This is a genomic window from Pseudomonas abieticivorans, from assembly GCF_023509015.1.
In the GTDB taxonomy this organism is placed as follows: domain Bacteria; phylum Pseudomonadota; class Gammaproteobacteria; order Pseudomonadales; family Pseudomonadaceae; genus Aquipseudomonas; species Aquipseudomonas abieticivorans.
The window spans coordinates 3,141,521-3,163,479 of record NZ_CP094975.1; the positions used below are offsets into that span (position 1 = coordinate 3,141,521).

The window sequence follows — 21,959 nt, forward strand, 5'->3', positions numbered from 1 at the left end:
TTCGCCGGCCATTGGAGTGGCCGGCGAGAGCGGTAAGGAGCTGATTGTTATTTTTTGCTCGGGGTGTAGTCGTACGCCGCGCAGTCGTAGTCAGCGGTGGAAGCCTTGCGGATCACCCCGTTGAAAATCGCGCCTTTGACCAGCACGCCGTTCTGCGCGAGGCGGCGCTTGGCGCCTTCCACTTCCTTGACCGAGCTTTTGCCAAAGCGCGCCACCAACAGCGTGGTGCCGGCTTGGCGGCCGACCAGTGCGGCATCGGTCACGGCCATGATGGGCGGGGTGTCGATGATCACCAGGTCGTACTGCGGAGACAGCTCGCGCAACAGCTTGTTGAAGTTGTCGTGCATCAGCAGTTCGGACGGGTTGGGCGCCGCGAAGCCGCAGGAAATGAAGTGCAGGTTGTCGATCACCGTGGCGTTGATCACTTCCTTGTTGCTCAGCCGTGCAGCCAAGGCGTCGGACAGGCCGTGGCGCGGTTGCAGGCCGATCACTTTGTGCAGGTAGCCCTTGCGCATGTCGGCATCGATCAGCAGGACCTTCTTGCCAGTCTGGGCGATGATCACCGCCAGGTTGCTGCTCACGAATGACTTGCCGACACCGGCCGTGGGGCTGGAGATCATCAGCACATTGTTACGCGACTCGAGCATGGCGAAGTGCAGGCTGGTGCGCAGGCTGCGCAGCGACTCGACGGCAAGTTCGGTGGGTTCGGCAATGCTCAGCAGTTTCGAATCGGCAGAACCGGTGCGGCTGCCACGGCCCTTGCTCAAACGCTCCTGTTGCTTGGACAGCGGCACCGAGGCGTACACCGGCATGCCCAGGTTTTCGATGATTTCCGGGTTGACGATGCCGCGGTCGAAGGCCTGGCGAATAAACACCACGGCCACTGCCACCAGTGCGCCCAACAGCAGGGAGATCAGCACGATCAGCTTGCGCATCGGCTTGACCGGTTCTTCGATGTTGGCGTCGGCCTTGTCGATGATGCGCACGTTGCCGATGTTGCCGGCGCGGATGATGTCCTGCTCCTGGCTTTTGTTCAGCAACTGGGTGTAGGTCTGGTTGGTGACTTGCATGTCACGGGTCAGGCGCAGCAGTTCCTGTTGGGTTTCCGGCAGGGCCTTGATCTTGCCCTGCATGGCGTTTTTCTGTGCTTCAAGCTGGCCGATCTGCGTGCTCAGGGCTTGCGAGGCAGGGTGGGCACGGGTGTACAGGCGGTCCATGTCGGTACGTTTCAGGCGCAGGTCATTGATCATCGAGTCGATGTTCACGGTCTGGTCGAGCAGGGCCTTGGTTTCCAGGCTGATGTCCACCGACTTGCTGCGCCGTTGGTAGTTGTTCAGCGCGTCTTCGCTGGCTTCCAGTTGTTTGCGCACGATCGGCAGTTGCGAGCGCAGGAACTCCAGGCGCTGGGCGGCTTCAGCCGAGCTGCGGTCGATGTTCTGGCGCAGGTACAGGCGGCTGATGTCGTTGAGGATCAGGTTGGCCCGCAGCGGGTCCTGGTCTTCCAGGCTCATGTAGACGATGCCCGAATCCTTGCCGGCCTCGGCCAGTTTGAGGAGGGTCTGGTAGTTCAACGAGGTGGTCAGCACGCGGTTTTTGGTCAGCTGGAACTCGGTGCCGGGGCGGGCATCGAGCGTCGCCAGTTGTATTTGCACGCCTTTGTTGTCGCTCAATTGGCCAACCTGGCCATCCAGCAGCCAGCCGCCATCGGGGTCGAACACTTTGTAGTGACCGTCTTCGCCGGCCACCAGCTTGAGCTTCAGGCCCAGCAATTCGTCGGGCACGCTCAGGCTGAACACCTCGAGGTTTTCCCCGCCCCAGGCGTAGCTGTCCAGGCCCAGGGGGGCTTCGTTCAACGGCTGGCCGGCGTCCGGTTTGAAATGGCGCGCCACGTAGGCACCGATGGCCGGGAAGTAGTTGGGTTTGGTGACGATATCCAGCTTGAGGTCCGTGACCACTTGGCCAAGCACGGCACGGGACTTGATCAATTCGATCTCGGCGGTGGCCAGCGACACCGAGGTCGGCTGCTTGCCGGTTTCCGGGGTGGCGTCCAGGCCGACCTTGCGCGGCTCGATCTGGATCATCACGTTGGCCTGGTAGACCGGCGCGGCCAGCAGGGCGTAGGCAAGCCCCACCACGCTGAAGACGCCGACGATCGAGGCAATCATCGCCTTGTGGTCGAACAGGGTGCGCAGGACGGTTGCCAGGTCTACCTGAGAATCCTGGTAGTACTCCAGTGAAGAGCGGGTCATTGCAGTCATTTTTGTTGATCCTCCTGACTCAGATGTGGCAACCAGTCATCGACACAGCGCGCCAGTTGGGCGTAGGTCTGTTGAAAGGCGTTCTTCGGACGGCGAAAGGGGTCGGCGATCGGCAGGTCGTTCTGCCATTTGCCGATCAGAAACACCTTGCCTCGCACTTCAGGGGCAAGTTCGACCACGCGTTTCAACTGCTGCTGTTCCATCAACAAGACCAGGTCGGCCCAATGCAGCATGTCGCGAGTGACCTGGCAGGCGCGGTGCTCGCCGCTCTTGATCTTGAAGTCCTTGAGCACCGCCTTGGCCATGGGGTCCATGTAGGCGCCGCTGCTGGCTTGCACACCGGCCGAGGTCACCTGGACGCACCCATTGCTGCGGTGGCGCAGCAGGGCGGCGGCCATGGGGCTGCGGCAGATGTTGCCCACGCAGATAATCAGCACCTTGTTGAGCATTGCGCCTACCCCCGGGAAACCGACGCGCTGAGGCGACGCAGCAGGTTGGCGGCGATGTTGCGGCCCATCTGCGCCAGCGCCGTGAGTTTCTGCCACGGTGAAATGGCCGACAGCGACAGGCAGAACACCTGCACCAGGCAATGCTCGTACAGCGCCTGGTTGCCGATGCGGAAGTAGTAATTGGCCAGGCTGGAATAGGTGTGCAGGGTCATCTGCAACTTCTTCTTGTCCGAGCGCATGGAGAACACCCCGCCCAAGTGCACCCGGTACGCCGCAGGCTGGATGTCAGCCAGGTATTTGCCCTTGCCGTAGGCACCCAGCAAAGCCCACCACACCAAGTCGTTGAGTGGTGCGCGTACAAGCTCCAGTGGCAGTTCGTGCAGCACGTTGCGAAAGCATACGGTGAGCGTCGAGATCGGCCGGCCGCGCATCAGCTCCAAGCTGCTGGCGTCGCGCTGGCCTTCGCCGACCAGTTGGATGCCCTTGGGGCCTTCGCTGTCGAACGCCATGGCGTCGTGGTAGGTGATTACGTAGTCGTGGTGGGCCTCCAGGAAGTCCACCTGCTTTTGCAGTTTCAGCGGGTCGGTCCAGAAATCGTCGCCCTCGCAGAAAGCCAAATATTTGCCGCTGCCTTTGCGAAACAGATCGGGGCAGGGGTGGTTGCCTTTCTGGTACTGGTTCACCGGCTGCAGGATCGGCTTGATGATGTTCGGGTAGCGCCGGCCGTAGTCGGCGACGATAGCTGCGGTACCGTCGGTGGAGGCGTCGTCGTTGACCAGCACTTCAAAAGGGAAGGTGGTTTCCTGGGCCAGGAAGCTGTCCAGGGTCTGGGCGATGTAGCCTTCGTGGTTGTAAGTGGGGCAGGCGATGGACAGCAGCGGTTCGCGTGACGACCCCCAGGCTTGCATGATCTCGCTCTCGGTTCTGCTGCTCATCGTTGGGCGCTCGGTTTAGTCAGTAGAAAGAGGATTTTTTGCACCAGCGGTTTGTCGCTGCCGGCCACCAGCACCAGCACGATGACCCCGGCAAGGGCCAGGCCGAACAGGGTTTGCAGGCGCCCGGGGCCGGTGAACAGTTGCACCAGCGGCAGGGTCAGCAGCACGCCGACGGCGGTCATGAGGGTGATGCGCAGCATGTCGTGCAGCCATTGGCCGTGGATGCCAGGGGCCAGGCGCTGGTGAATCATTTGTGGCCAGATGGCAAAGGACACCAGGCGCAGCAGGAACCAGGCGACGGCGGCGCCCATCGCGCCTTGGTAATGCACCGCGGCCACCAGCACGGGTACGGTGATCAGGGCCGACACCACGCTGAACCAAACGTGCAAGCGCATCCGCCCATGGGCGTACTGCAGGTAGAACTGAAAACCGTTGGCTGCCAGGATCGCTGCGCCCAGGGCGTACCAGAGCATCAGCGGTGCAGCCCAATCGGCAGCGTGTTGGTCACCGCTCCAGGCGAAGATCAGCGGGCCGCCGTGCACGGCGATCATCGCGCCCAGCGGGAACAGCAACGTGCAGATAAAACGGTTGGCACCCAAGTACAGCTGTTGCATGTCGCCTTCACGGCCTTCGGCCATCAGTGCGGTCATGCGTGGCAGCAAGGTCTGCACCAGCGGGTTGACCAAGGTGACGATGCCGGTGCTGATCATGGCCACCAGGGAGAAGTAGCCGTATTCCTTAAGCGTCAGGCTCGATGACAACAGCACCTTGTCCAGTTGAGTCAGCACGATCCACAGGATCGAGGTGCCCGACAGGCTCAGGGCAAAGGGCAGCACCGGTTTGACCAGCGCGCTGTTGAAGCCACTGAACCAGTGCGGCGCGGGCAGGCGGGCGTACGCCTTGGCGGCGAACAACAAGGTTTCGATCAGCGTGACCGCCAGTTGGAACTGGAAAAACACCAGCGCGTCCTTGGACACCCAGGCCACCAATGCCAGCCCACCGAAATAGCGCAGGGTGGCGATCAGCACGTTGGCAGCATTGAGCCAGGCGTGCATCTCAAGCCCTTGCAGGCCGCTCTTGTACAAGGTGCTGTAGAGCCGCAGCGCCACCATCGGGCCCATCAGCGCCACGCAGGCGACCAACGTGCCGTGGCCCAGCGATTGGGCGTTGAGCCAGTGCCCGGCAATCCAGGGGCTGACCAGGTACACGGCAATACAGCAGAGCACTGCCAGCGGCAGGAACACGATCTCGAACGAGCGCAGCAACCAGCCGCTGATGCGTTGCACATCGCCGGCACTTTGCTGATGAGCAATCTGGCGCACCAAGGACGGCGACATGCCGGCGTCGAGCAACATCAACCAGGCTTGCAGCACGGCGAAGAAGCCAATCAGGCCGTACACCTCGGCACCCAGGTGGCCCAGGTAGAACGGCATGATCAGGATCCCGACCAGCACCGAATAGGCCTGGCCCAGGTAGCTGAGCGTGGTGTTGTGCACCACCGAGAGCTTTTTCATCACATCAGCCTACGCAGGCCAGGGTGGCGCTTTTTTCGCCCTGGCCCAGCAAGGTGTCGATGATCTGGTCCTGGGTTTCGCGCTCCAGGCCCGGGTAGATCGGCAGGCACAGGATGCGTTGGCTCAGGTAGCGCGATTGCGGTTGCGCGGCCTGGGGTTGCAGGTAGTCCAGGGTGTCCAGCGAAGGGTAGAAGTAGCGGCGCGGGTTGATGCCTTTTTCCTGCAGGGCATTGCGCATGGCCAGGGCCTGGGTTTCGTCCGCCAGGCCTACCGGGAAGTAGCTGTAGTTGATCTGGCTGTCGTCCTGCACCTTCTGCAAGTCGAAATAGCCGTTCAGGCGCTGCTCGTAGTAGTGGCCCTGCTCGCTGCGCTGCTCCAGGATGGTGTCGATCTCATCGAGCACGCACAGGCCCATGGCGGCCGAGAACTCGTTCATCTTGGCGTTGGTGCCCAGGCCTTCGATGCGGTCTACCCCGGTGATGCCGAAATTGCACAGCAGGCGAATTTCCCGGGCCAGGTCGTCATCGTTGGTGATGATCGCGCCGCCTTCGATGGTATGGAACAGCTTGGTGGCGTGGAAACTCAGGGTACTTGCATCGCCCCAGTTGAACACCGACTGGCCGGCATGGCGTACGCCAAAGGCATGGGCGCCGTCGTACACCACTTTCAAGCCGCGGCGCTTGGCGATTTCATCTATACGCTCCACGGCACACGGGTTGCCGAACACGTGGGTGGCGACGATGGCACTGGTGTCCGAACCGATGCGCGATTCGATCTGCGCCGGGTCGATGTCCCAGGTGGCAGGGTCGATGTCGGCGAAAATCGGCCGGATGCCTTCCCATTGCAAAGTACTGCTGGTGGCGACGAAGCTGAAAGGCGTGGTGACGGCGCTGCCACTCAGGCCCAGGGCCCGGTAGGCCACTTGCAAGGCCAGCGTGCCGTTGTTGGTGAGGATCAGGTTGCGTACGCCCAGGTAGTCTTTGAGCCGTGCTTCCAGCTCACAACTCAACGGGCCGTGGTTGGTCATCCAGTGCGAGGCGTAGATAACGTCCACATAGGCTTTGAACTTGTTGATATTGCCCAGGTAGGACTTGGTCACGTTGATCATGAGGAACTCCCTGTGGAGGCCAAAAGGTGTGCAAATAAAACTGCGTTCAGGACGCCGTGGTATTGGAGTTGGCCATGGCTTTGCGGGCGCGATACTGGTTGAGCTTCAATATCCACCGCGTGGCCAGGCTGCCGGTATGCGGGTCGCCATAGTGAAATAATGCCGTGGCCCGCCTGAACGCTGGATCGCACGCCTGGTTGGCATGTAAGGAGCGGTAACCCCAAAAGAAATAAACATTGCCGGGCACTACCCGCAGGGTGATCGGCTTTAATAAGTTGCGGTGGATGCCCCAGCAAATAACTTTGCGCACAAGTTTGTTCTGAAAGAACATTTTCTCGATAATGTTAGTCAGTACGTTAGTTCGCATTTTGCGCAAGTTGGGAAACAGGATCAGGTCGCCACGATCCTTGCCCTGGTGGGGGGTGTAGATAGGGATGAGCATGGTCAACAGCGTGGCATCGTAATGGAAGCTGTTGGATTCCTTGCGCCCGGTGCCGCCTTGCACGCACCGCAGCACAGGGAAGATTTCATCGCTACTGGCGTCGTGGCCGCAGCCCAGGCGGTGCATGTGGCCCATCAACGCCTTGAACTCCGCGGACTTGCCCAGCGTAGCCAAGGCGCTGTCGGCCAGGGCTGGGTAACCGTGGTAGGCGAAGTATTGGTTATTGTGCTTGGCCGCCTGGCGCTCGACATAAGCACGCAGGTCCTTGAGGGCTTCGGCGGTCAGGGCATGTTCCAGAGTGGCAAAGCCTTGGCGGTCCATATCGGTGACCAGGCGTGCAGACGTCGCTTCATCAATAGAGATCAAGTGAGACATGGCGGCTAACTCGTTGCGTCATAAGTGCATGTGGTGTCGTGGCCGACACCCTGTATTGTTATTTGTTTTATCGCTGGGCAAAGCTACCGCCGGGTCCGCACGGGGCGGTCCATTAAACAAAGCCAGGTGCACACTTTTTCTAGAGTCAAAGCTACCGCACACCCGCAAAAATCCAGGAGGTGGTCAATAACTTGAAAAGCCCATACTGGCCCGGTTAAAAAAATCGGGCATGCAAAAGTAAGTGTCGGCAGATAATTATTCAGGTATGTCAAAACTTCGTTGCATTGGTGCTCTACGGCACTCAGTTACCAGCAACTTTTTGGCGGCCGGTGAGAGATATATCGACCCTCTTGTGGAAGCTGTCAATTGCTTTCGTCAAAAAAAAAGGATTAGTCGTAAAATAGGGGGTAGGTAGTCATTAACCTATTGATTTTGTTGAAAGTTAAAAAGTTGACGCTGGCGAAATGATGGTTTTTTTGCCCGTTGAAGCCCAATTGTGCGGGTTTTGTACCATTTTGGGGCGCGCACCCGCGTATTTGCTGGGGGAGGCTTGGTTTGACAGCTTTCCCCCCTAGAATCGGGGGCTTAGGGGGGGATGGTTTTACGTCGTCAAAAAAATGAAAGCCCTCACAAAGAGGGCTGATTGAATGCCGGGTTATTGACTCTTGGCGACCTGATTACTCATAAAAGTCGGGCCTACGATCCTGCAGGTATGGCGTTGCTCGCCTTGAGGTTGCCAAGGCCACGGGGTCCAGGGTCGCCAGCAGCAAGCCTTGCGCCGTTGCGGTTTGACTGGCCCAGCTACCCTGCGGGCCGGCTACGCTGCTGAGCCCGCAATAGTGAATGTCGCCCTCGGCCCCTGCGTAATTGGCGTATGCCACGTAGCATTGGTTCTCGTAGGCGCGGCTACGCATGGTGATTTGGGCGACGAATTCATACGGCGTCATATTGGCGGTGGGTACGACGATCAGGTCGGCCCCAGCCAGGGCCAGTTGGCGAGCGCTTTCCGGGAATTCGAGGTCGTAGCAGATCAGCAGGCCGATGCGCCAACCGCCCAGCTCCACCACGGGGCTGGCAGCCTGGCCGGGGCTGAACATGGCATGGTCGAGTTCGCCAAACAAGTGGGTTTTGCGGTAATTGGCCAGGCGCTGCCCGCGGGCGTCAATTATTTGCGCTGCGTTGTACAGGCCGCCCTCGGGGCCCCGTTCGGGGTAGCCATAAATGATGGCCAAATCGTTGGCTCGGGCCAACTGGGCAACGTACCGGGCGCTTTCGCCATCGGCAGGTTCAGCCAGGCGGCTGGCCGCCTCATGACCAATGTTGTAGCCGCTGAGGAACATCTCCGGGAACACCAGCAGGTCCACCCCCTGGCTGGCAGCCTGATGCGCGGCGTGGGCCATGCGTTGCAGGTTGCCGCCAACGTCCAGCGGCAGCGGTGCACATTGATACAGGGCGATTAGCATGAGCGTGCTCCTTATTCCGGCAAAGCGATCGGGCCGATCTCGTGGAATACGTCGCCGGGCCCTGGGTTCTCGGCAGCGCAATGCCCACCGAAGTGCTTCATGATCCCCCACACGGCATTCAGCGATGTCTGCACGGCGCCCTCGACCCAGGCGGGGGTCCAGGAAACGTCGTCACCGGCAATGAAAATGCCGCGCTGGTCGTCAGGCATGTCCTGCTGCATGAAGTGCGCGTACATGCGCTGGTTGTAGCGGTAGTGGCCGGGCAGGGCGCCTTTGAATGCGCCGAGGAAGTGCGGGTCGGCCTCCCAGGACACGGTGATAGGGTCGCCGATGATGCGGCTGGCGATGTCCACGTTCGGATAGATTTTTTTCAAGGCATCCAGGGCCAGTTTTACCCGCTTTTCCACCGGGTGCGGAAGCATCTTCAGGGCATCGCTCATCCACGAGTAGGACAGGCAGATCACCCCTGGCTTGTCGTCGCCGTTATCGAACAGGTAGGTGCCGCGGGTCAGGCGATCGGTGAGGGTCATGCTCATCAGGTCGCGGCCGGTTTCCGGGTCTTTGTCTTTCCAGAAGGGCCGGTCGACCATCACGAAGGTCTTCGATGATTGCATGTAGCGCGTGCGGTCCAGCGCCATCCACATCTTCTGCGAAAACAGCGACTCCTCGCATTCGATCTGGGTGGTCAGCAGCCAGCTCTGGCAGGTGGTGAGCACGGCGGCATAGTGGCGGGTATCGCCCCAGTTATCGGTGACGGCAAACTGGCCGTCGGCGGCGCGGGCGATCTTTTTCACCCCGGCCCGCGGTGCGCCATGGTGCAGCGAGGCCAGGCTGGTGCCTGCCGGCCAGTGCGCGCAGCGCTCAGGCACATGCCGCCAGATGCCCAGCGGCACCTGCTCGACACCGCCAACCACGAGGTGCTGATGGTCGTCGCAGTTGGTCATCACCACCCGGAAAATTTCCAGCATCGAGTTGGGGAAGTCCGAATCCCAGCCGCCGGTGCCAAAACCGACCTGGCCAAACACCTCGCGGTGGTGGAAGGACAGCTTGGCAAACGCCTTGGACGTGGCGACGAAGTCATAGAAGGTGCGGTCGTCCCACAGCGGTACCAGTTTGTTCCACAGCTCCTTGAGGCGCGGCACATCGCGGTCGCGAATCGCCTGCTGGATATCACCGAACTGCGAACCGGCCTCCAGGGCATCGGCCCAGGCGTCGGCCACTTCCTGAAACAGCGCGGGCAAGTCAGCGATTGATTGCGCGTAGTGAGTCTGGCCTTCCAGGTCGATCACCGTGCTGCCAGACGCGGCCGTCAGTGGGTTGGGGAATGGTTTGGTATCAAGGCCCAGTTTGTCGACGTAATGGTAGAACGCCGTGGACGACACCGGGAAGCGCATGCCGCCCAGTTCCGCGACGATGCCCTCGGCACCGTTGAACGCTTGCGAGCGCAGCCGCCCCCCCATCTTCGAGGCTTCATACACCACCGGCTTGAGGCCCAGCTTCATCAGCTCGTAGGCCGCCACCAGCCCGGCGATACCCGCGCCCACGATCGCAACTTCGGCACCATGGTTCTCTGCAGGAATGCTGCCCAGGCCCGCCGGGTGTTCGATCCAGTCGTCAAACGCGAACGGGAAGTCTGGCCCGAAGATGGTGATCGGTTTCTTGCCGTCGGCAGGGTGGCGATTGGGCTGGGTCATGGCGGGCCTTGGAGTCGGTGGGTACGGACCGGAAGGGTCAGTATAGGAAAGACTGACGGCCATTTTAGGGAGTGGGGTGTTCGTAAATAAGGAGCAGAGTGTCGTCTAAATGATTGAGTTTAATGCGAAGTGACGAATACTTTGGTCAAAATGACGTAGTCGCGGCCGAAGGCTGCGGCAGGAGTGCCAGCACCCCTTCGCCAGCGACGTAAGCTTGGCCAGAGGTCAAAGAGGCTGCCCACGATCCACCTTGTTACTCAATATGATCGACGTCGTGGTCTTTTCTACGCCGTCCACCCCGCCGATCTGATCGAGCAGTTGGTCCAGTTGCTCCGGGGAGTCGGTACGCAACCACGCCACGTAATCAAACTCGCCACTCACTGCACACAGTTGCTGCACCTGCGCCAAGCCGCTCAGGCGGCGCACCACCTCTTTGCCCGAGCGCGGTTGCACGGTGATGCCGACATACGCCTGCAACCCCCCTTCCACCAGCCGCTGCCCCAGGCGTACGCCATAGCCGGTGATGACCTTGGCCTTCTCCAGCCGTGCCAGGCGCGAATTCACCGTGGTACGGGCAATGCCCAGTTGGCGGGCGAGCATGGCCACGCTTTCACGGGCATTGATCTGCAGGGCGGCGATCAGTTGGTGGTCGATCTCGTCGAGGTGGGTGGGGCGGGTGTCGGGCAAGGGGGGCTCCGGGGTTCTGATAGGCAGTTGAGCGCCTTCGCTGGCTTGGCAGGCGCGGTGCATGTTCATGCAAAGACCACTTCAATTCGGCCTTCTCGTCGAGAACGAGGGGCTTGCTTGACGACAATCTGCACGTCCCGACCCAATCGAGCCAAGCATTCGATTATTTTGGACCGAAGGGTTCCCTGGGGTAAAGGGCGATGCGTCTCCCTGCCCCTGGGTGCGTGAAGGTTAATTGCTCTGGTTTTTGAACACCGGCACAAACAAGTCCTTCAACTGCTCATCCCCTGCATCCACCAGGTGGTTGTCATCATGGTAGAGCGCCACCCCGCCCAGCGAGCCCATGCATTTGCCGTTCTGGCACAGGTAGGCCGTGGGGTCGATGGCCTTGGCGCCGCAGCGGGCAACGGCTTGGTCGATGGCCTGGTTGGCCACCTCGTTGCGTTTGGCATATTGGCGTTGCGGCGTGTACACGTCGCTGACCTGGCTTGCGAACTGCGCGCGCAGGTTCAGGCCCTTGTAGACGTTGAACGGCATTTCCGGGATTGGCCGCACCAAGTACACCGGTCGGTTGCTGGCCAGGGCACAGACCGTGTTGGTGTACTCATCGATGTAGCGTTTGGCGAACAGCGCCGGGCTGGTCTTTTTGCCTGGCTCGAAGCTGACCGTGTATTTGCTCGGCTTTACCGTGTCGGCATACAGCGAGGCACGGCTGAACAGTACCAACGGCAGGCCGGGATAGCTTTGCTTGAGGCGCTCAAGCTTGTCGCGGTTGAAGTCGCGGCAGGTGCTGGCCTGGGTTTTGTTGTGCATGTCGAAATCGAGCAGCAGCGGGCAGCCGCCATGCCACCACAGCAGGGTGGAGCCCGGGTTGACCCGTTGCACCGCCGATGCCGTGGCGTGGGCATGGCTATCCCCCATCAGGATCACCGTGGGCGCGCCTTTGCCCAGGGTGCACTCCTCGGAGTCGAACGGTTGCTTGGTGCAGGTTTGAGGGTATCGCTCGCTGGCTTCAAGCGGCGCTACCGGCTCGGTGTAAAAGAACCGCGCGCCCGGGTGATCCTTGAGCAAGGACGCGGTGACGGAAGCGAGAACCACAACAGCTACGGTTGCGCCGGCAAACACGCCAAGGGTTTTGCGCGGCGAGCCGGCAGGTTTTTCGTGCCGCTCGATATAGCGCCAGGACACATGCCCGAGGGCGAACGACAGGGCAATGCCGCCGAGCATGTACTGCCAGCTGTTCAGCAGCCCCAGCAAGTACAGCACGACCACCAGCGGCCAGTGCCACAGGTAAACCGAGTAGGAAATACGCCCGGCCCACTGCAATATGCCCAGCTTGCCCAGCAGCGAATCACGGTCGCCGTACACCACGATCAGGGTCGACAGCACGGGGAGCAGCGCCAGGTAACCGGGCCACGGAGCTTCGCTGCTCAGCAGCAGGGCGCTCCCTACGATACCGACCAGCCCCACCGGCACCAGCAGGCGATGAGCGGCATGGGTGCGGCGCAGGGGGAACAGAAAGGCCATGCCCCCCATCAGCAGTTCCCAGGCGCGGCTGGGCAACATGTAGAACGCCAGGGTTTCGCGCCATTGAGTCATGGCAATCGAGGCAAGCAGCGAAGCGACCGTCAAGGCCACCACGGCCATCTTGAGCTTGCGCAACCCCAGCCAACGGGCGCCCGCCATCATGGCAATCGGGTACAGCAGGTAGAACTGCCACTCCACCGACAAGCTCCAGGTGTGCAGTAGCCAGTTCTCTTGGGGCGGCGCGTCGAAATAGCCGCCGCTTTTCGCCAGCTCGAAGTTGGAGGTAAACAGCAGGCTGCTCTTGATTGCCCGCAGTATCGCCCGATAGTCGTCGATCGGCAGGTACAGGAAGCCCAGCACCATCAAGGCAATGCACAGCCCCATCAGCGCCGGGATGATCCGGCGTGCGCGGGCCATGTAAAAGCGCAGCAGCGAAAACGAACGGTTTTCCAGGCCGGAAAACACAATGCCGGTCATCAGGTAGCCGGAGATGACGAAGAACACGTCCACGCCGATAAAGCCGCCATGGAACAGCGCGGGGTTGAAGTGGAACAGTACGACGGCCATGACGGCAAGCGCGCGCAGGGCATTGATATTGGCATTGAAGGGCATTACGGCATCCGGCCTGTTGTTCGCCACCCAAGGGTTTTAACGGGGGTGTGGGTGGGTTTGGGCGAGTAGGCTAAGGGGCGCAGGCGGGGGAGGCAACCAGATGTACATAATTTTATCTAGATGAATACGACTTCGTACGTTGTAGGGCAATTCTCTTTCTTCTATGGAAAGGGCTCGCACTGCGTTTGTTCGGGCCTGGGTGTGCGACGCGACCATGCCACTTTGTCAGGTAAAGCTATGCTGCTTCGCAGATGCCTCGCGCCTTTCAGTGCCTCAGGAGCCTCATGAACATACTCGTTACCGGCGCCACCGGCTTTCTCGGCCAAGCAGTCAGCAACGCACTGGCCGTATTGCCAGGTACCCAAGTGCTGGGCACCACGCGCGGGGCCGCAGGCTCGGCGCCAAGCCAGGTGCCGCTGATCGCCGTGGGTGACATCTCGGCCACCACGGATTGGTCGGCAGCCCTTCAGGGCATCGAGGTCGTGGTGCACATTGCCGCCCGCCTGAACCTGGCCACCGACACCAGCGCCAACCCGCTGGCCGAATACCGGCGCACCAACCTCGAGGGCACCCTGGCACTGGCGCGGCAGGCGCTGGCGGCCGGTGTTCGGCGCTTGATCTTCATCAGCTCCGTGGGGGTCAATGGCTCGGTTACCACCGGCACGCCGTTTGACGAGGCCTCGGTACCGGAGCCCGATGGCGACTACGCGCGCTCCAAGTTCGAGGCCGAGGAGGGCCTGCGCGCGTTGGTGCAGGGCACGACGATGGACGTGGTCCTCATCCGCCCGCCACTGATCTACGCCGCCCACGCGCGGCGCAATTTCCCGCGATTATTGAAGCTGGTGGATTCCGGCCTGCCGCTGCCCTTCGCCGCGCTCGACAACCGCCGCAGCATGGTCGCCCTGGAAAACCTGGTGGACTTCATCGTGCTGTGCACGCACCACCCAGATGCGGGCAACCAGTTGTTCCTGATATCCGATGGCGAAGACGCCTCCACGGCGCAGATCGTTCGCTGTTTGGCCGCCAGCATGGGCCGCACGCCACGGCTGCTTCCGGTGCCGGATGGCTTGATGCGCTGGGGCGCGAAGTTGGTGGGCAAGCAGAACATGTACACCACGCTGTGTGCGTCGTTGCAGGTGGACTCTGGCAAGGCGCGCAGGTTGCTGGGGTGGGTGCCGCCGTTGACGCTGGAACAGGCGCTGGGGAAGACGGGGCGGGAGTATAAACAGGCGAGGTGATTGCGCAGGGTAGGGGTGTATTTTATTGAAGTTGAAGTGGACACTTCCGTGTTTTGGAAAGAAATCGGAGTGATCTAAAACGAGATACCACAAACACGAAAGCCGCGCAGTGCGCGGCTTTGAAGGTGGTGGGCCCAGTAGGACTCGAACCTACGACCAAGGGATTATGAGTTGCTGGGCGACGTGCCATGCCTAGAGAAGTCGTTCGTAGGTGAACGTAGGTTGGCATAGCTGGAGGCCCCGTAGCACATGGTGTTGAGAGTAGATTGGAGAAGGCTGCTCAAGCTGAGTATTATACCGGCAATGTACCGCGCTTGGACGACTAAACGCGCCCTCACATGACCCCTACGGGGTAGCTCGTAGGCGGACCTTGTGTGTGAAAAGTTTGAAGATGAGGATGGGTTTCTCGAGAGCGCCCGCGCTACGCTGCCTTTCGACGAGCTTTATCGTTAGCTCATGGCCTGTGATGGTTCTTGTTCCCAGGGGGTATCAGACATGCGTCAATCACTAATTGATTCCATCGGCCGTGAATCCGCCCTCAAACTGATGGACGATGCCGTGTTGCAGGCCATTGACGAAAACGACAGCTCTGGCGTTTTGCGCAAAGCAAAAACAGCCGAAGTGGTTGATAGCATCCAGTGCGTCGGCGGGGATGGCCGTCAGGCTGCTCCGGTTGCCGTTCGATCACCAGCATCTCGATCGCTCAGCAAAAAAATCCCTATTGCATGATGAGACTGGACCTAGTTCGGCAGCCTATCGCTGAGCTAGGGGTGCTCGCAGAATTCGGGAAATTGTAGCTTAAGCCCACGTCTGATTGATTTGTTGTGATTTATAAAATACAATCTGCCGATGATCGGAATCAAACAAACCGCTACTTTCATGACTTGGGAAAGCAAGCTGAAGGATCAGCGGGCGAAGGCCGCAATTGCCGCCCGCATCTTCCGCTTGGCGAACGGTCTACCCGGCGACGTGTCACCCGTCGGTCAGGGAGTGAGCGAGTTGAGAATTCACTATGGCCCTGGCTATCGGGTGTACTTCCAACAGCGCGGGACGGAAATCGTCATCCTGCTATGTGGTGGAGACAAGAGCAGTCAGGCAAGGGACATAGAAACGGCGAAACGCCTGGCAAATGAGTGGAGGCCACAATGACCGAGCCAATTTATGACTACGACCCCGCGCAAGCGCTGGACGGCCCGGAAGCGATAGCGGTGTTTATCGCGGACGCTCTGGACACTGGAGACGCTGCCTACATCGCTAAGGCTATGGGAGTGGTTGCCCGCGCCAAGGGGATGACCGAGCTGGCCAAGGAAACAGGGTTGGCCAGAGAGCAACTTTACAAGTCGTTCAGCGAGCACGGGAACCCTACACTGAAAACCATGCTGGTAGTGATGCGAGCGCTGGGAGTTGATTTGACCGCCCGCCCGCATGCGCAGTAGGAACAGGCCCAGTTGAAGTAAACCTATAGGTGCCAGGCCAGCACCCTGCGTAACGTCAGGATAGGGCCGATCCCGGCGCTTCTGATGTTTCGCCAGCAACCTCTGTGTCCTAAACCTGACAGGTTGCATGATTAACGTACGGTTCTGTACGTATTCTCTAATGTCTCCAGGTTGAGGGCTTTGAATTCAGATAGCTCTACTCGGGCTTATGAGTTTCAAAAGGCGCATGTTCAGCCGCTGCCGGAGTAGGTTTACGTACCCCAAGCTCCGTCAAAGTAATTACCCCATTTGCCTGCAAAATTGATTGAAGCGTCGTGCGTGTAACGAATGCGGGTAAGGAAACGCTGACATCGTCCTGTTCGTCAATGAAGTGCGGTTCTACTGGAGAGGTGGGCTTCATTCTTCTGCTCATGTACCTGTGGGTGGGAAAGACCGCCGCAGTCAAACTGCGACGGTGCCAGTAAAGCCTAATCCCGCGGTGGACTTTTGTTAACGAAGTCCGAAATTTCATCAGAGCGAGCGCTCAAACTATCACCCTCAAACAAAGGGTTGTCGCCAGCTTGCGACTTTTTGCTGCTTTCATCAATTGCCGTTGCTAGCCTTCCCCCCGCTGTGCCTGCTATCGCGGCACTTGCCTGGCTGCTCAAGCTGTGACCCTCATGATCGGCAATAACCGATCCTGCTTGAGCCGCCAGCCTTTCGGCGGTCGCCACTCTCGATGTATAGCCCGATTCCTGCCCGCTGCCTGAACCCATAGCTCGTGCGAAAGCCGAAGACCCTACGCCGCTCGACGTCGGCAGTTCGCCGGAGTCTCCCATCAAGCTACCGCTGTCGTTTGAAGTGCTTTCCATACTTGCCTGAGCCGATTTGAAAGCTGCACTGAGTGCCGAAGCGCCTCCCGCTAACTCATTAGCTCCCGCCAGTGCGGCACTTCCTGCTGACGCTACCGCTGATGCCGCCATTGTGGCTGCCCCCAGCGCGGCTCCTGCACCGAAGCTGCCGATCCCTGAGGCTTGCCCGCCAGCACCGACGATGCCAGCCAGCATGGGCGGGAGCTTGTTGACCAGCGTGAGCAATATCGCGGAAGCCACAAGCAGTACGCAGAGGCTATTCAGGTCGGGCGTTCCAACCTCAAACGCCTTGTAGTACTGGTCCAGGAATGACTTACCTACGCCTATCAGAAATGTCATGGTGAAAAGCTGGATGCCCACGCCAAGCACGGTTTTATAGAAGTTGATTGCGATATCCGAGGTCCAGCGGCTACCGCCAAATCCTAAGAGGAAGATACCTGCGTAAGCGAGCAACCATGCCGATACGAGCAACAGGAGCATATTGACCGCGATCAGCGCCAGTATCACCAGCACCACGATAGCGGCGGCAAGCATCAGCGCTGTAACTACCGGATACATCACCGACGAGGATTCCCCGACCTTCGTGAGAATATTGAAACCGATGTCTATGATGCTTGATGGCGACAAGCCGCTACCTAGCCCAGAGGCGTTCGCACTGATGGCGCGCATGGTGTCGATGATGGCTAGTGATATAGCTGGGCCATTGATGAGTAGCCACCAAAAGAATCCCAACGTACCAAAGAAGCGGATGGTCTCGGCAAAGAAAGCCTGTATATCAGCGCTCCTGAGTACCATCAGGCTCGGATCGCCAAGTGACCGCAACCGTCGAAAAGCTATCGAGGATTTTGTTGAGCATGTTACCGCTGTCTAGGCTGGCTGGCTGAGCGGTATGACTGAATACCAGTGTGATGAGTAATAGGTAGATGGCGGATAGCTTCTTCATGAGTCACCATTTCCTGTCTGTGCTTTGGGTGTTTCCATGCCCTAGGACGCAGCCTGCATCTGTGGCGGGGCCGCTCCGCTGTAACTGCCGCCCATCTGAGCCATGGCATTCGGCGGGCTTGGCGTCGTTCTGTGCATCGCAGCCGCTCATGAGCAGTACTGCGAGCGCTATACCGAAGATAAGTCGAATAGGTAGGCTCATTTCCTCACCACTCTTTGTCGCTGCTTTTGCTATTACGACCCGCAAGCGCTTTGTTACTAGCTGCAAGCCTTTGAGCATCACGATCAGCTTCAATCTGTGCGCTGGTGGCGAGAGCATTTTGCTGAGCGATTAGCAGGCTGCGAATTTGTAGAAGCTGGTTGGTTTGAGCGCTGGCCAGCTGATTCCCCCGGCACTGTACCGATTTTGTACCTTTGGGCCATAGGACTGTATTAGTGGAGAACCACCCAAAAACACGAAAGCCGCGCAGTGCGCGGCTTTGAAGGTGGTGGGCCCAGTAGGACTCGAACCTACGACCAAGGGATTATGAGTCCCCTGCTCTAACCAACTGAGCTATAGGCCCTCAGTAGGTCGCGGATTATAACGACGGTTTCTCGACAGTGCTATCCGAAACGTCTGAAAAACTCATACGAAGAAATGTAGCAGCGAACTCTTCTGCGGGCAGCGGCAGGCTGACGATGTAGCCTTGGATCTGTTCGCAGCCTTCGGCAGCCAGGAATTCCTGTTGGGCTTGGGTCTCCACGCCTTCGGCGATCACGGTCAGTTGCATGCTGCGGCCCAGGGCGATGATGGCGCGTACGATGGCGGCGTCGTGGGGGTCGTCGGGCAGGCCGCGGACGAACGACTGGTCGATCTTGAGGATGTCCAGCGGCAAGCGCTTGAGGTAGCTGAGCGAGGAGTAGCCGGTGCCGAAGTCGTCGATTGCCAGTTGCACGCCCAGGCGCTTGAGTTGGTGTAGCACGGCCAGGGCTTCTTCGGCCTGGCTCATGATGAAGTTTTCGGTGATTTCCAGTTGCAGGCAATCGGGCTTGAGGTGCGCCTCCTTGAGCAGTTGTTCGATGCGCCGCAACAGGTTGGGCTGGCGCAATTGCGCGCCGGCCAGGTTCACGGACAGTGGCCCGAAGGCCTTGTAGCTAAGGTTCCACTCGCGCATTTGCTGGCAGGCCCGCTCCAGTACCCAGTCGCCCAGTTGCAGGATCATGCCGTTTTCTTCGGCCAGCGGAATGAAGTGCTCGGGCGGCACGTCGCCGAAGCTTGGGTGGGTCCAGCGGATCAAGGCTTCGGCGCCGACCAGGCTTTGGGTCTTGAGGCTGAACTTGGGTTGGTACGCCAGGCTCAGTTCGTTGCGCTCAATGGCGCGGCGCAGTTCGTGCTCCAGGGCGACGCGTTCGGTGGCTTGTGCCGTGAGGTCGCGCGTGTAGCATTCGACGCGGTTGCGGCCCTTGGCCTTGGAGCGGTACATGGCGGCGTCGGCGTTTTTGATCAGGGTGGCCACGTCGGTGCCATCCTGGGGGTACAGGCTGGTGCCGATGCTGGCGCTGGTGAAGAACTCGTGCTCACCGGCCTGGAATGGCGCGGCAAAACACGCCAGCAGCTTGTTGGCGATGTTTTCCGCGTCGCCTGCGTGCTGCAGGCCCGGCAGCAGGATGATGAACTCGTCGCCGCCCAGGCGCGCCACGGTATCGATGTCGCGTACCTGTTCCTTGAGGCGCTGGGCGATGCCTTTTAGCAGCAGGTCGCCCACTGGGTGGCCGAGGCTGTCATTGATGTGTTTGAAGCGGTCCAGGTCCAGGAACAGCACTGCGCCCTGGCCGCTGCCGTCTTGTTGCAGGGTCAGCGAAGCCTGCAGGCGGCTTTCGAACAGGGTGCGGTTGGGCAGCCCGGTCAGTGGGTCGTGGTGCGCCTGGTAGTCGAGCCGGGCCTGGGCGTGCTTGAGGCTGGAGATGTCGGCGAATACCGCGACAAAGTGGGTCACTTCGTCTTCGGCGGTGCGTACCGCGCTGATGGTCAGCCAGCAGGGGTATAGCTCGCCGTTTTTGCGACGGTTACTGATTTCACCCTGCCAATGGCCGTCGGCCGCCAGTTGGTGCCACATGGCCACGTAGAAGGCGCTGTCGTGCTGGCCAGAGGCGAGCAGGCGCGGGGTTTCACCCAAGGCCTCGGTTTCGCTGTAGCCGGTGATCTCGCTGAAGGCGCGGTTAACCGCGCTGATGCGTTGGCGGGTATCGGTGATCAGCACGCCTTCGGCGGTGCTTTCGAACACCGTGGCGGCCAATTGCAGTTTCTCTTGCATCAGGTGGCGCTCGGTGATGTCCCGAGCCATGGTCAGCATGCAATCTTCGCCGCCGATGGGCAGCGGCCGGGCAGACACTTCGCACAAACGGATCTCACCGTCGTTGCGGCGGATCAGGCAGCTGAAGTCGCGCACGAAACCGTCTTCCTGAAGCTTGTGCAGGAGCCGCTTGCGTTCATTGAGGTCAACCCAGATGCCCAAGTCCAGCGTCGAGCGGTCGATAGACATGCCGCTGTTGTAGCCGGTGATGCGGGTAAAGCCCTCGTTGACCTCCAGCAGCAGGCCGTCGCTTTGCCGGGTCAGCAGCAGGCCATCGGGAGAGGCGTGGAAGGCCTTGGCGAATTTTTCTTCGGATATCTGCAATTGTTGCTGGGTTTGCTTGAGCTGGGTGATGTCGCGCACCACCACCACCAGTGCCGGCGTGGTTTCCAGTTCGAAGGGCTCGGCAGAGATCAGCCCGGTAAAGGTCTGGCCGTTATTGCGGCGAAAGGGCAGTTCCAGGTTGCGGATGCTGCCGGCCTGCAGGCGTTGCAGCAGGCCGGGGCCGATGCCTTCGATGCCCCAGATGTTCAGCTCGGTGGCGGTCAGGCCGATGACGTCGGCGGCGCTCAGGCCAATCTGTTCTTCAAAGGCTTCGTTGACCTCCAGCAGGCAGCCATCGCTGAGCCGGGCGATCACCAGGATGTCCGGGCATTGGCGGAACACCGAGGCAAACTTCTGCTCGGACAGGCGCAGCGCGTCCTCGGTGCGTTTGGTTTCGCTGATGTCGATCATCAGGCCGCGCATCACCGGCCGCTCGCCATGTTCGATCAGGCTGACGATATCGCGAACCCACAGCGTGCGGCCGTCGGCCGTGATCACGCGGTAGTCCAGGCTGTGGTTGCGCCCGGCAGAGGTTTGCGCTTCGCAAAAAGCCTCGGCCCATAGCGCGTCCTGGGGGTGCAGGATGCTGTGCCAGAAGCCCGGCTTGAGCCATTGGCTGAGGGGGTAGCCCAGCAGGGCCTCGGCGTGGGGCGATACATAGCTGTAGGTGTAGTCCGTGGTGCGCGCTTCCCAGGCAATGGCCGAAAGGCTTTCGACCAGGCCGCGATAGTGGTATTCGCTGCTGCGCAGTTCTTGCTCCAGGGCCACGCGACGAGAAATTTCCGAGCTCAGCCGGCGGTTGATCCGGATGACTACGGCCAGCACGGTAAACAACAGCAGCAGCGCCGGGGTGCCATATTTGAGGGCCTCCATCCAGTAGCTGCGATGGTCGATGACTTGGCCCACCCAATGCTCCTGGATGGCAGCGATCTCGCTGGGGCTCATGTCGGCGATCACCTTGTCCAGGATACCCACCAGGATGTTCTCGTCGCTGGGCACACCCATGGCCAGTTGATAGCGGAATGGGGTTTCGCCGCTGACGTAGAGGCCTTCGAGTTTCAGCTGGCGCAGGCTCCATACGCTGGACGCCAAGTCGCCGACCACGGCATCCACTTGGCCGGTCGCCAGTGCCTGCAGGGTCGAGCTGACGTTGGGCAGTGCGACCAAGTTCAGGTCGGGGTTGTGGGTGCGCAGCAGTTCGTGCGGTGCATAGTCGGCGACCACGGCGACTTTCAGGCCGTACAGGTCCTGCAGGTTGCGCGGCTGCGGGCCGCCCCGGTGGGCCAGGATAACGATGGGGAAGTCGAGGTAGGGGCGGGTGAACGACAGGTAAGTCTGGCGCTCCGGGGTCGACATGATCCCGGGCAGCAGGTCGAGCTCGCGCTGTTTGGCCTGCTGGAGCACGGCGCTCCAGCTGCTGGGTTCGATTGGGGTCAAATGCACGCCCAGCCGGGCCTCGACCACCTTGATGTAGTCGGCGGCCAGGCCTTGGTAGGTGCCGTTTTCGTCGCGAAACTCGAACGGCGGCCATGATGCATCGACCCCCAGGCGCAATTGCGGATGGGCAGCCAGCCATGTCCGCTCTTGGTCACTCAGGGTCAGGGCATTGGCCATTGCAGTCCAGGCGATTAAGGACAGCAAAAGCAACACGCGCATGAAGGCCTCATTACACCGGGGAAATGATTCGAGTGTAGACGGGTCGGGCGTGCAGGGGAGGGGCGGGCAGGATCTTTTGCAGGCTTAATGCCATAAAACAAAACCCCCGGCTGGG

General features: G+C 60.4%; 16 protein-coding genes, 1 tRNA gene and 1 pseudogene. 4 read left to right on the forward strand and 14 right to left on the reverse strand.

Annotated features, from left to right (window positions below; all coding sequences use genetic code 11):
- Positions 1-47: 47 nt before the first annotated feature.
- The 11 genes and pseudogenes from L9B60_RS14260 to L9B60_RS14310 form a co-directional block, all read right to left on the reverse strand.
- Positions 48-2,258 (reverse strand): polysaccharide biosynthesis tyrosine autokinase, encoded by a 2,211-nt coding sequence (locus tag L9B60_RS14260; protein ID WP_249679446.1) that lies wholly within the window; start codon positions 2,256-2,258, stop codon positions 48-50.
- On the reverse strand, positions 2,255-2,707 hold the full coding sequence (locus L9B60_RS14265; RefSeq protein ID WP_249679447.1) for a low molecular weight protein-tyrosine-phosphatase: 453 nt from the start codon (positions 2,705-2,707) through the stop codon (positions 2,255-2,257). The genes L9B60_RS14260 and L9B60_RS14265 overlap by 4 nt, the downstream gene beginning before the upstream one ends.
- Positions 2,708-2,712: 5 nt before the next feature.
- Positions 2,713-3,642, reverse strand: a complete 930-nt coding sequence (locus L9B60_RS14270) for a glycosyltransferase family 2 protein (protein ID WP_249679448.1) — start codon at positions 3,640-3,642, stop codon at positions 2,713-2,715.
- On the reverse strand, positions 3,639-5,156 hold the full coding sequence (locus L9B60_RS14275; protein WP_249679449.1) for a lipopolysaccharide biosynthesis protein: 1,518 nt from the start codon (positions 5,154-5,156) through the stop codon (positions 3,639-3,641). Before L9B60_RS14275 ends, L9B60_RS14270 begins: the two co-directional genes overlap by 4 nt.
- A 4-nt stretch (positions 5,157-5,160) precedes the next feature.
- Positions 5,161-6,264: a DegT/DnrJ/EryC1/StrS family aminotransferase gene (locus L9B60_RS14280; RefSeq protein ID WP_249679450.1), complete on the reverse strand. Its 1,104-nt coding sequence runs from the start codon at positions 6,262-6,264 to the stop codon at positions 5,161-5,163.
- Between the two features lie 46 nt (positions 6,265-6,310).
- Entirely contained in the window at positions 6,311-7,081 is a 771-nt protein-coding gene (locus L9B60_RS14285) for a hypothetical protein (RefSeq protein WP_249679451.1), read from the reverse strand.
- Positions 7,082-7,758: 677 nt separating this feature from the next.
- Positions 7,759-8,544 carry a carbon-nitrogen hydrolase family protein gene (locus L9B60_RS14290; protein WP_249679452.1) on the reverse strand — a complete coding sequence of 262 codons (786 nt, stop codon included), beginning with the start codon at positions 8,542-8,544 and terminating at the stop codon, positions 7,759-7,761.
- A gap of 11 nt (positions 8,545-8,555) precedes the next feature.
- Positions 8,556-10,238, reverse strand: a complete 1,683-nt coding sequence (locus L9B60_RS14295; RefSeq protein WP_249679453.1) for a flavin monoamine oxidase family protein — start codon at positions 10,236-10,238, stop codon at positions 8,556-8,558.
- Between the two features lie 225 nt (positions 10,239-10,463).
- Positions 10,464-10,925 (reverse strand): Lrp/AsnC family transcriptional regulator, encoded by a 462-nt coding sequence (locus L9B60_RS14300; RefSeq protein WP_249679743.1) that lies wholly within the window; start codon positions 10,923-10,925, stop codon positions 10,464-10,466.
- Between the two features lie 65 nt (positions 10,926-10,990).
- Positions 10,991-11,089 (reverse strand): annotated as a pseudogene (locus L9B60_RS14305) (transcriptional regulator); the annotation flags it as partial.
- 67 nt (positions 11,090-11,156) lie between these two features.
- Positions 11,157-13,064, reverse strand: coding sequence for an acyltransferase family protein (locus tag L9B60_RS14310; RefSeq protein ID WP_249679454.1), 1,908 nt, complete (start codon positions 13,062-13,064; stop codon positions 11,157-11,159).
- A gap of 284 nt (positions 13,065-13,348) precedes the next feature.
- Between L9B60_RS14310 and L9B60_RS14315 the strand changes: the two genes are divergently transcribed.
- From L9B60_RS14315 to L9B60_RS14330, 4 genes are all read left to right on the forward strand, one after another.
- Complete coding sequence (locus L9B60_RS14315; protein WP_249679455.1) at positions 13,349-14,302, forward strand: NAD-dependent epimerase/dehydratase family protein; 954 nt, start codon at positions 13,349-13,351, stop codon at positions 14,300-14,302.
- Between the two features lie 495 nt (positions 14,303-14,797).
- Positions 14,798-15,031 carry a hypothetical protein gene (locus L9B60_RS14320; RefSeq protein ID WP_249679456.1) on the forward strand — a complete coding sequence of 78 codons (234 nt, stop codon included), beginning with the start codon at positions 14,798-14,800 and terminating at the stop codon, positions 15,029-15,031.
- 120 nt (positions 15,032-15,151) lie between these two features.
- Positions 15,152-15,451, forward strand: coding sequence for a type II toxin-antitoxin system RelE/ParE family toxin (locus L9B60_RS14325; RefSeq protein WP_249679457.1), 300 nt, complete (start codon positions 15,152-15,154; stop codon positions 15,449-15,451).
- Positions 15,448-15,738 (forward strand): addiction module antidote protein, encoded by a 291-nt coding sequence (locus L9B60_RS14330; RefSeq protein ID WP_249679458.1) that lies wholly within the window; start codon positions 15,448-15,450, stop codon positions 15,736-15,738. Before L9B60_RS14325 ends, L9B60_RS14330 begins: the two co-directional genes overlap by 4 nt.
- A gap of 467 nt (positions 15,739-16,205) precedes the next feature.
- Here the strand turns inward: L9B60_RS14330 and trbL are convergent, their stop codons facing one another.
- The 3 genes from trbL to L9B60_RS14350 all read right to left on the reverse strand — a co-directional run bounded on the left by trbL (position 16,206) and on the right by L9B60_RS14350 (position 21,844).
- A complete protein-coding gene (gene trbL / locus L9B60_RS14335; RefSeq protein ID WP_249679459.1) occupies positions 16,206-17,384 on the reverse strand; it encodes a P-type conjugative transfer protein TrbL in 1,179 nt (392 codons plus the stop codon).
- Between the two features lie 633 nt (positions 17,385-18,017).
- Positions 18,018-18,094 (reverse strand) — tRNA-Ile (locus tag L9B60_RS14345).
- Between the two features lie 15 nt (positions 18,095-18,109).
- The gene (locus L9B60_RS14350; RefSeq protein ID WP_249679460.1) at positions 18,110-21,844 is read right to left on the reverse strand and encodes a bifunctional diguanylate cyclase/phosphodiesterase; all 3,735 of its coding nucleotides are present in this window, start codon (positions 21,842-21,844) and stop codon (positions 18,110-18,112) included.
- Positions 21,845-21,959: the final 115 nt, after the last annotated feature.

Excerpts from the sequence above, each read along its gene's own strand:
- L9B60_RS14315 (WP_249679455.1), top strand. The coding sequence starts at position 13,349 with ATGAACATACTCGTTACCGGCGCCACCGGCTTTCTCGGCCAAGCAGTC.
- L9B60_RS14320 (WP_249679456.1), top strand. The coding sequence starts at position 14,798 with ATGCGTCAATCACTAATTGATTCCATCGGCCGTGAATCCGCCCTCAAA.
- L9B60_RS14260 (WP_249679446.1), bottom strand. The coding sequence starts at position 2,258 with ATGACTGCAATGACCCGCTCTTCACTGGAGTACTACCAGGATTCTCAG.
- L9B60_RS14265 (WP_249679447.1), bottom strand. The coding sequence starts at position 2,707 with ATGCTCAACAAGGTGCTGATTATCTGCGTGGGCAACATCTGCCGCAGC.
- L9B60_RS14285 (WP_249679451.1), bottom strand. The coding sequence starts at position 7,081 with ATGTCTCACTTGATCTCTATTGATGAAGCGACGTCTGCACGCCTGGTC.
- L9B60_RS14275 (WP_249679449.1), bottom strand. The coding sequence starts at position 5,156 with ATGAAAAAGCTCTCGGTGGTGCACAACACCACGCTCAGCTACCTGGGC.
- L9B60_RS14295 (WP_249679453.1), bottom strand. The coding sequence starts at position 10,238 with ATGACCCAGCCCAATCGCCACCCTGCCGACGGCAAGAAACCGATCACC.
- L9B60_RS14280 (WP_249679450.1), bottom strand. The coding sequence starts at position 6,264 with ATGATCAACGTGACCAAGTCCTACCTGGGCAATATCAACAAGTTCAAA.
- L9B60_RS14350 (WP_249679460.1), bottom strand. The coding sequence starts at position 21,844 with ATGCGCGTGTTGCTTTTGCTGTCCTTAATCGCCTGGACTGCAATGGCC.
- L9B60_RS14325 (WP_249679457.1), top strand. The coding sequence starts at position 15,152 with ATGATCGGAATCAAACAAACCGCTACTTTCATGACTTGGGAAAGCAAG.
- L9B60_RS14330 (WP_249679458.1), top strand. The coding sequence starts at position 15,448 with ATGACCGAGCCAATTTATGACTACGACCCCGCGCAAGCGCTGGACGGC.
- trbL (WP_249679459.1), bottom strand. The coding sequence starts at position 17,384 with ATGGTACTCAGGAGCGCTGATATACAGGCTTTCTTTGCCGAGACCATC.
- L9B60_RS14310 (WP_249679454.1), bottom strand. The coding sequence starts at position 13,064 with ATGCCCTTCAATGCCAATATCAATGCCCTGCGCGCGCTTGCCGTCATG.
- L9B60_RS14270 (WP_249679448.1), bottom strand. The coding sequence starts at position 3,642 with ATGAGCAGCAGAACCGAGAGCGAGATCATGCAAGCCTGGGGGTCGTCA.
- L9B60_RS14290 (WP_249679452.1), bottom strand. The coding sequence starts at position 8,544 with ATGCTAATCGCCCTGTATCAATGTGCACCGCTGCCGCTGGACGTTGGC.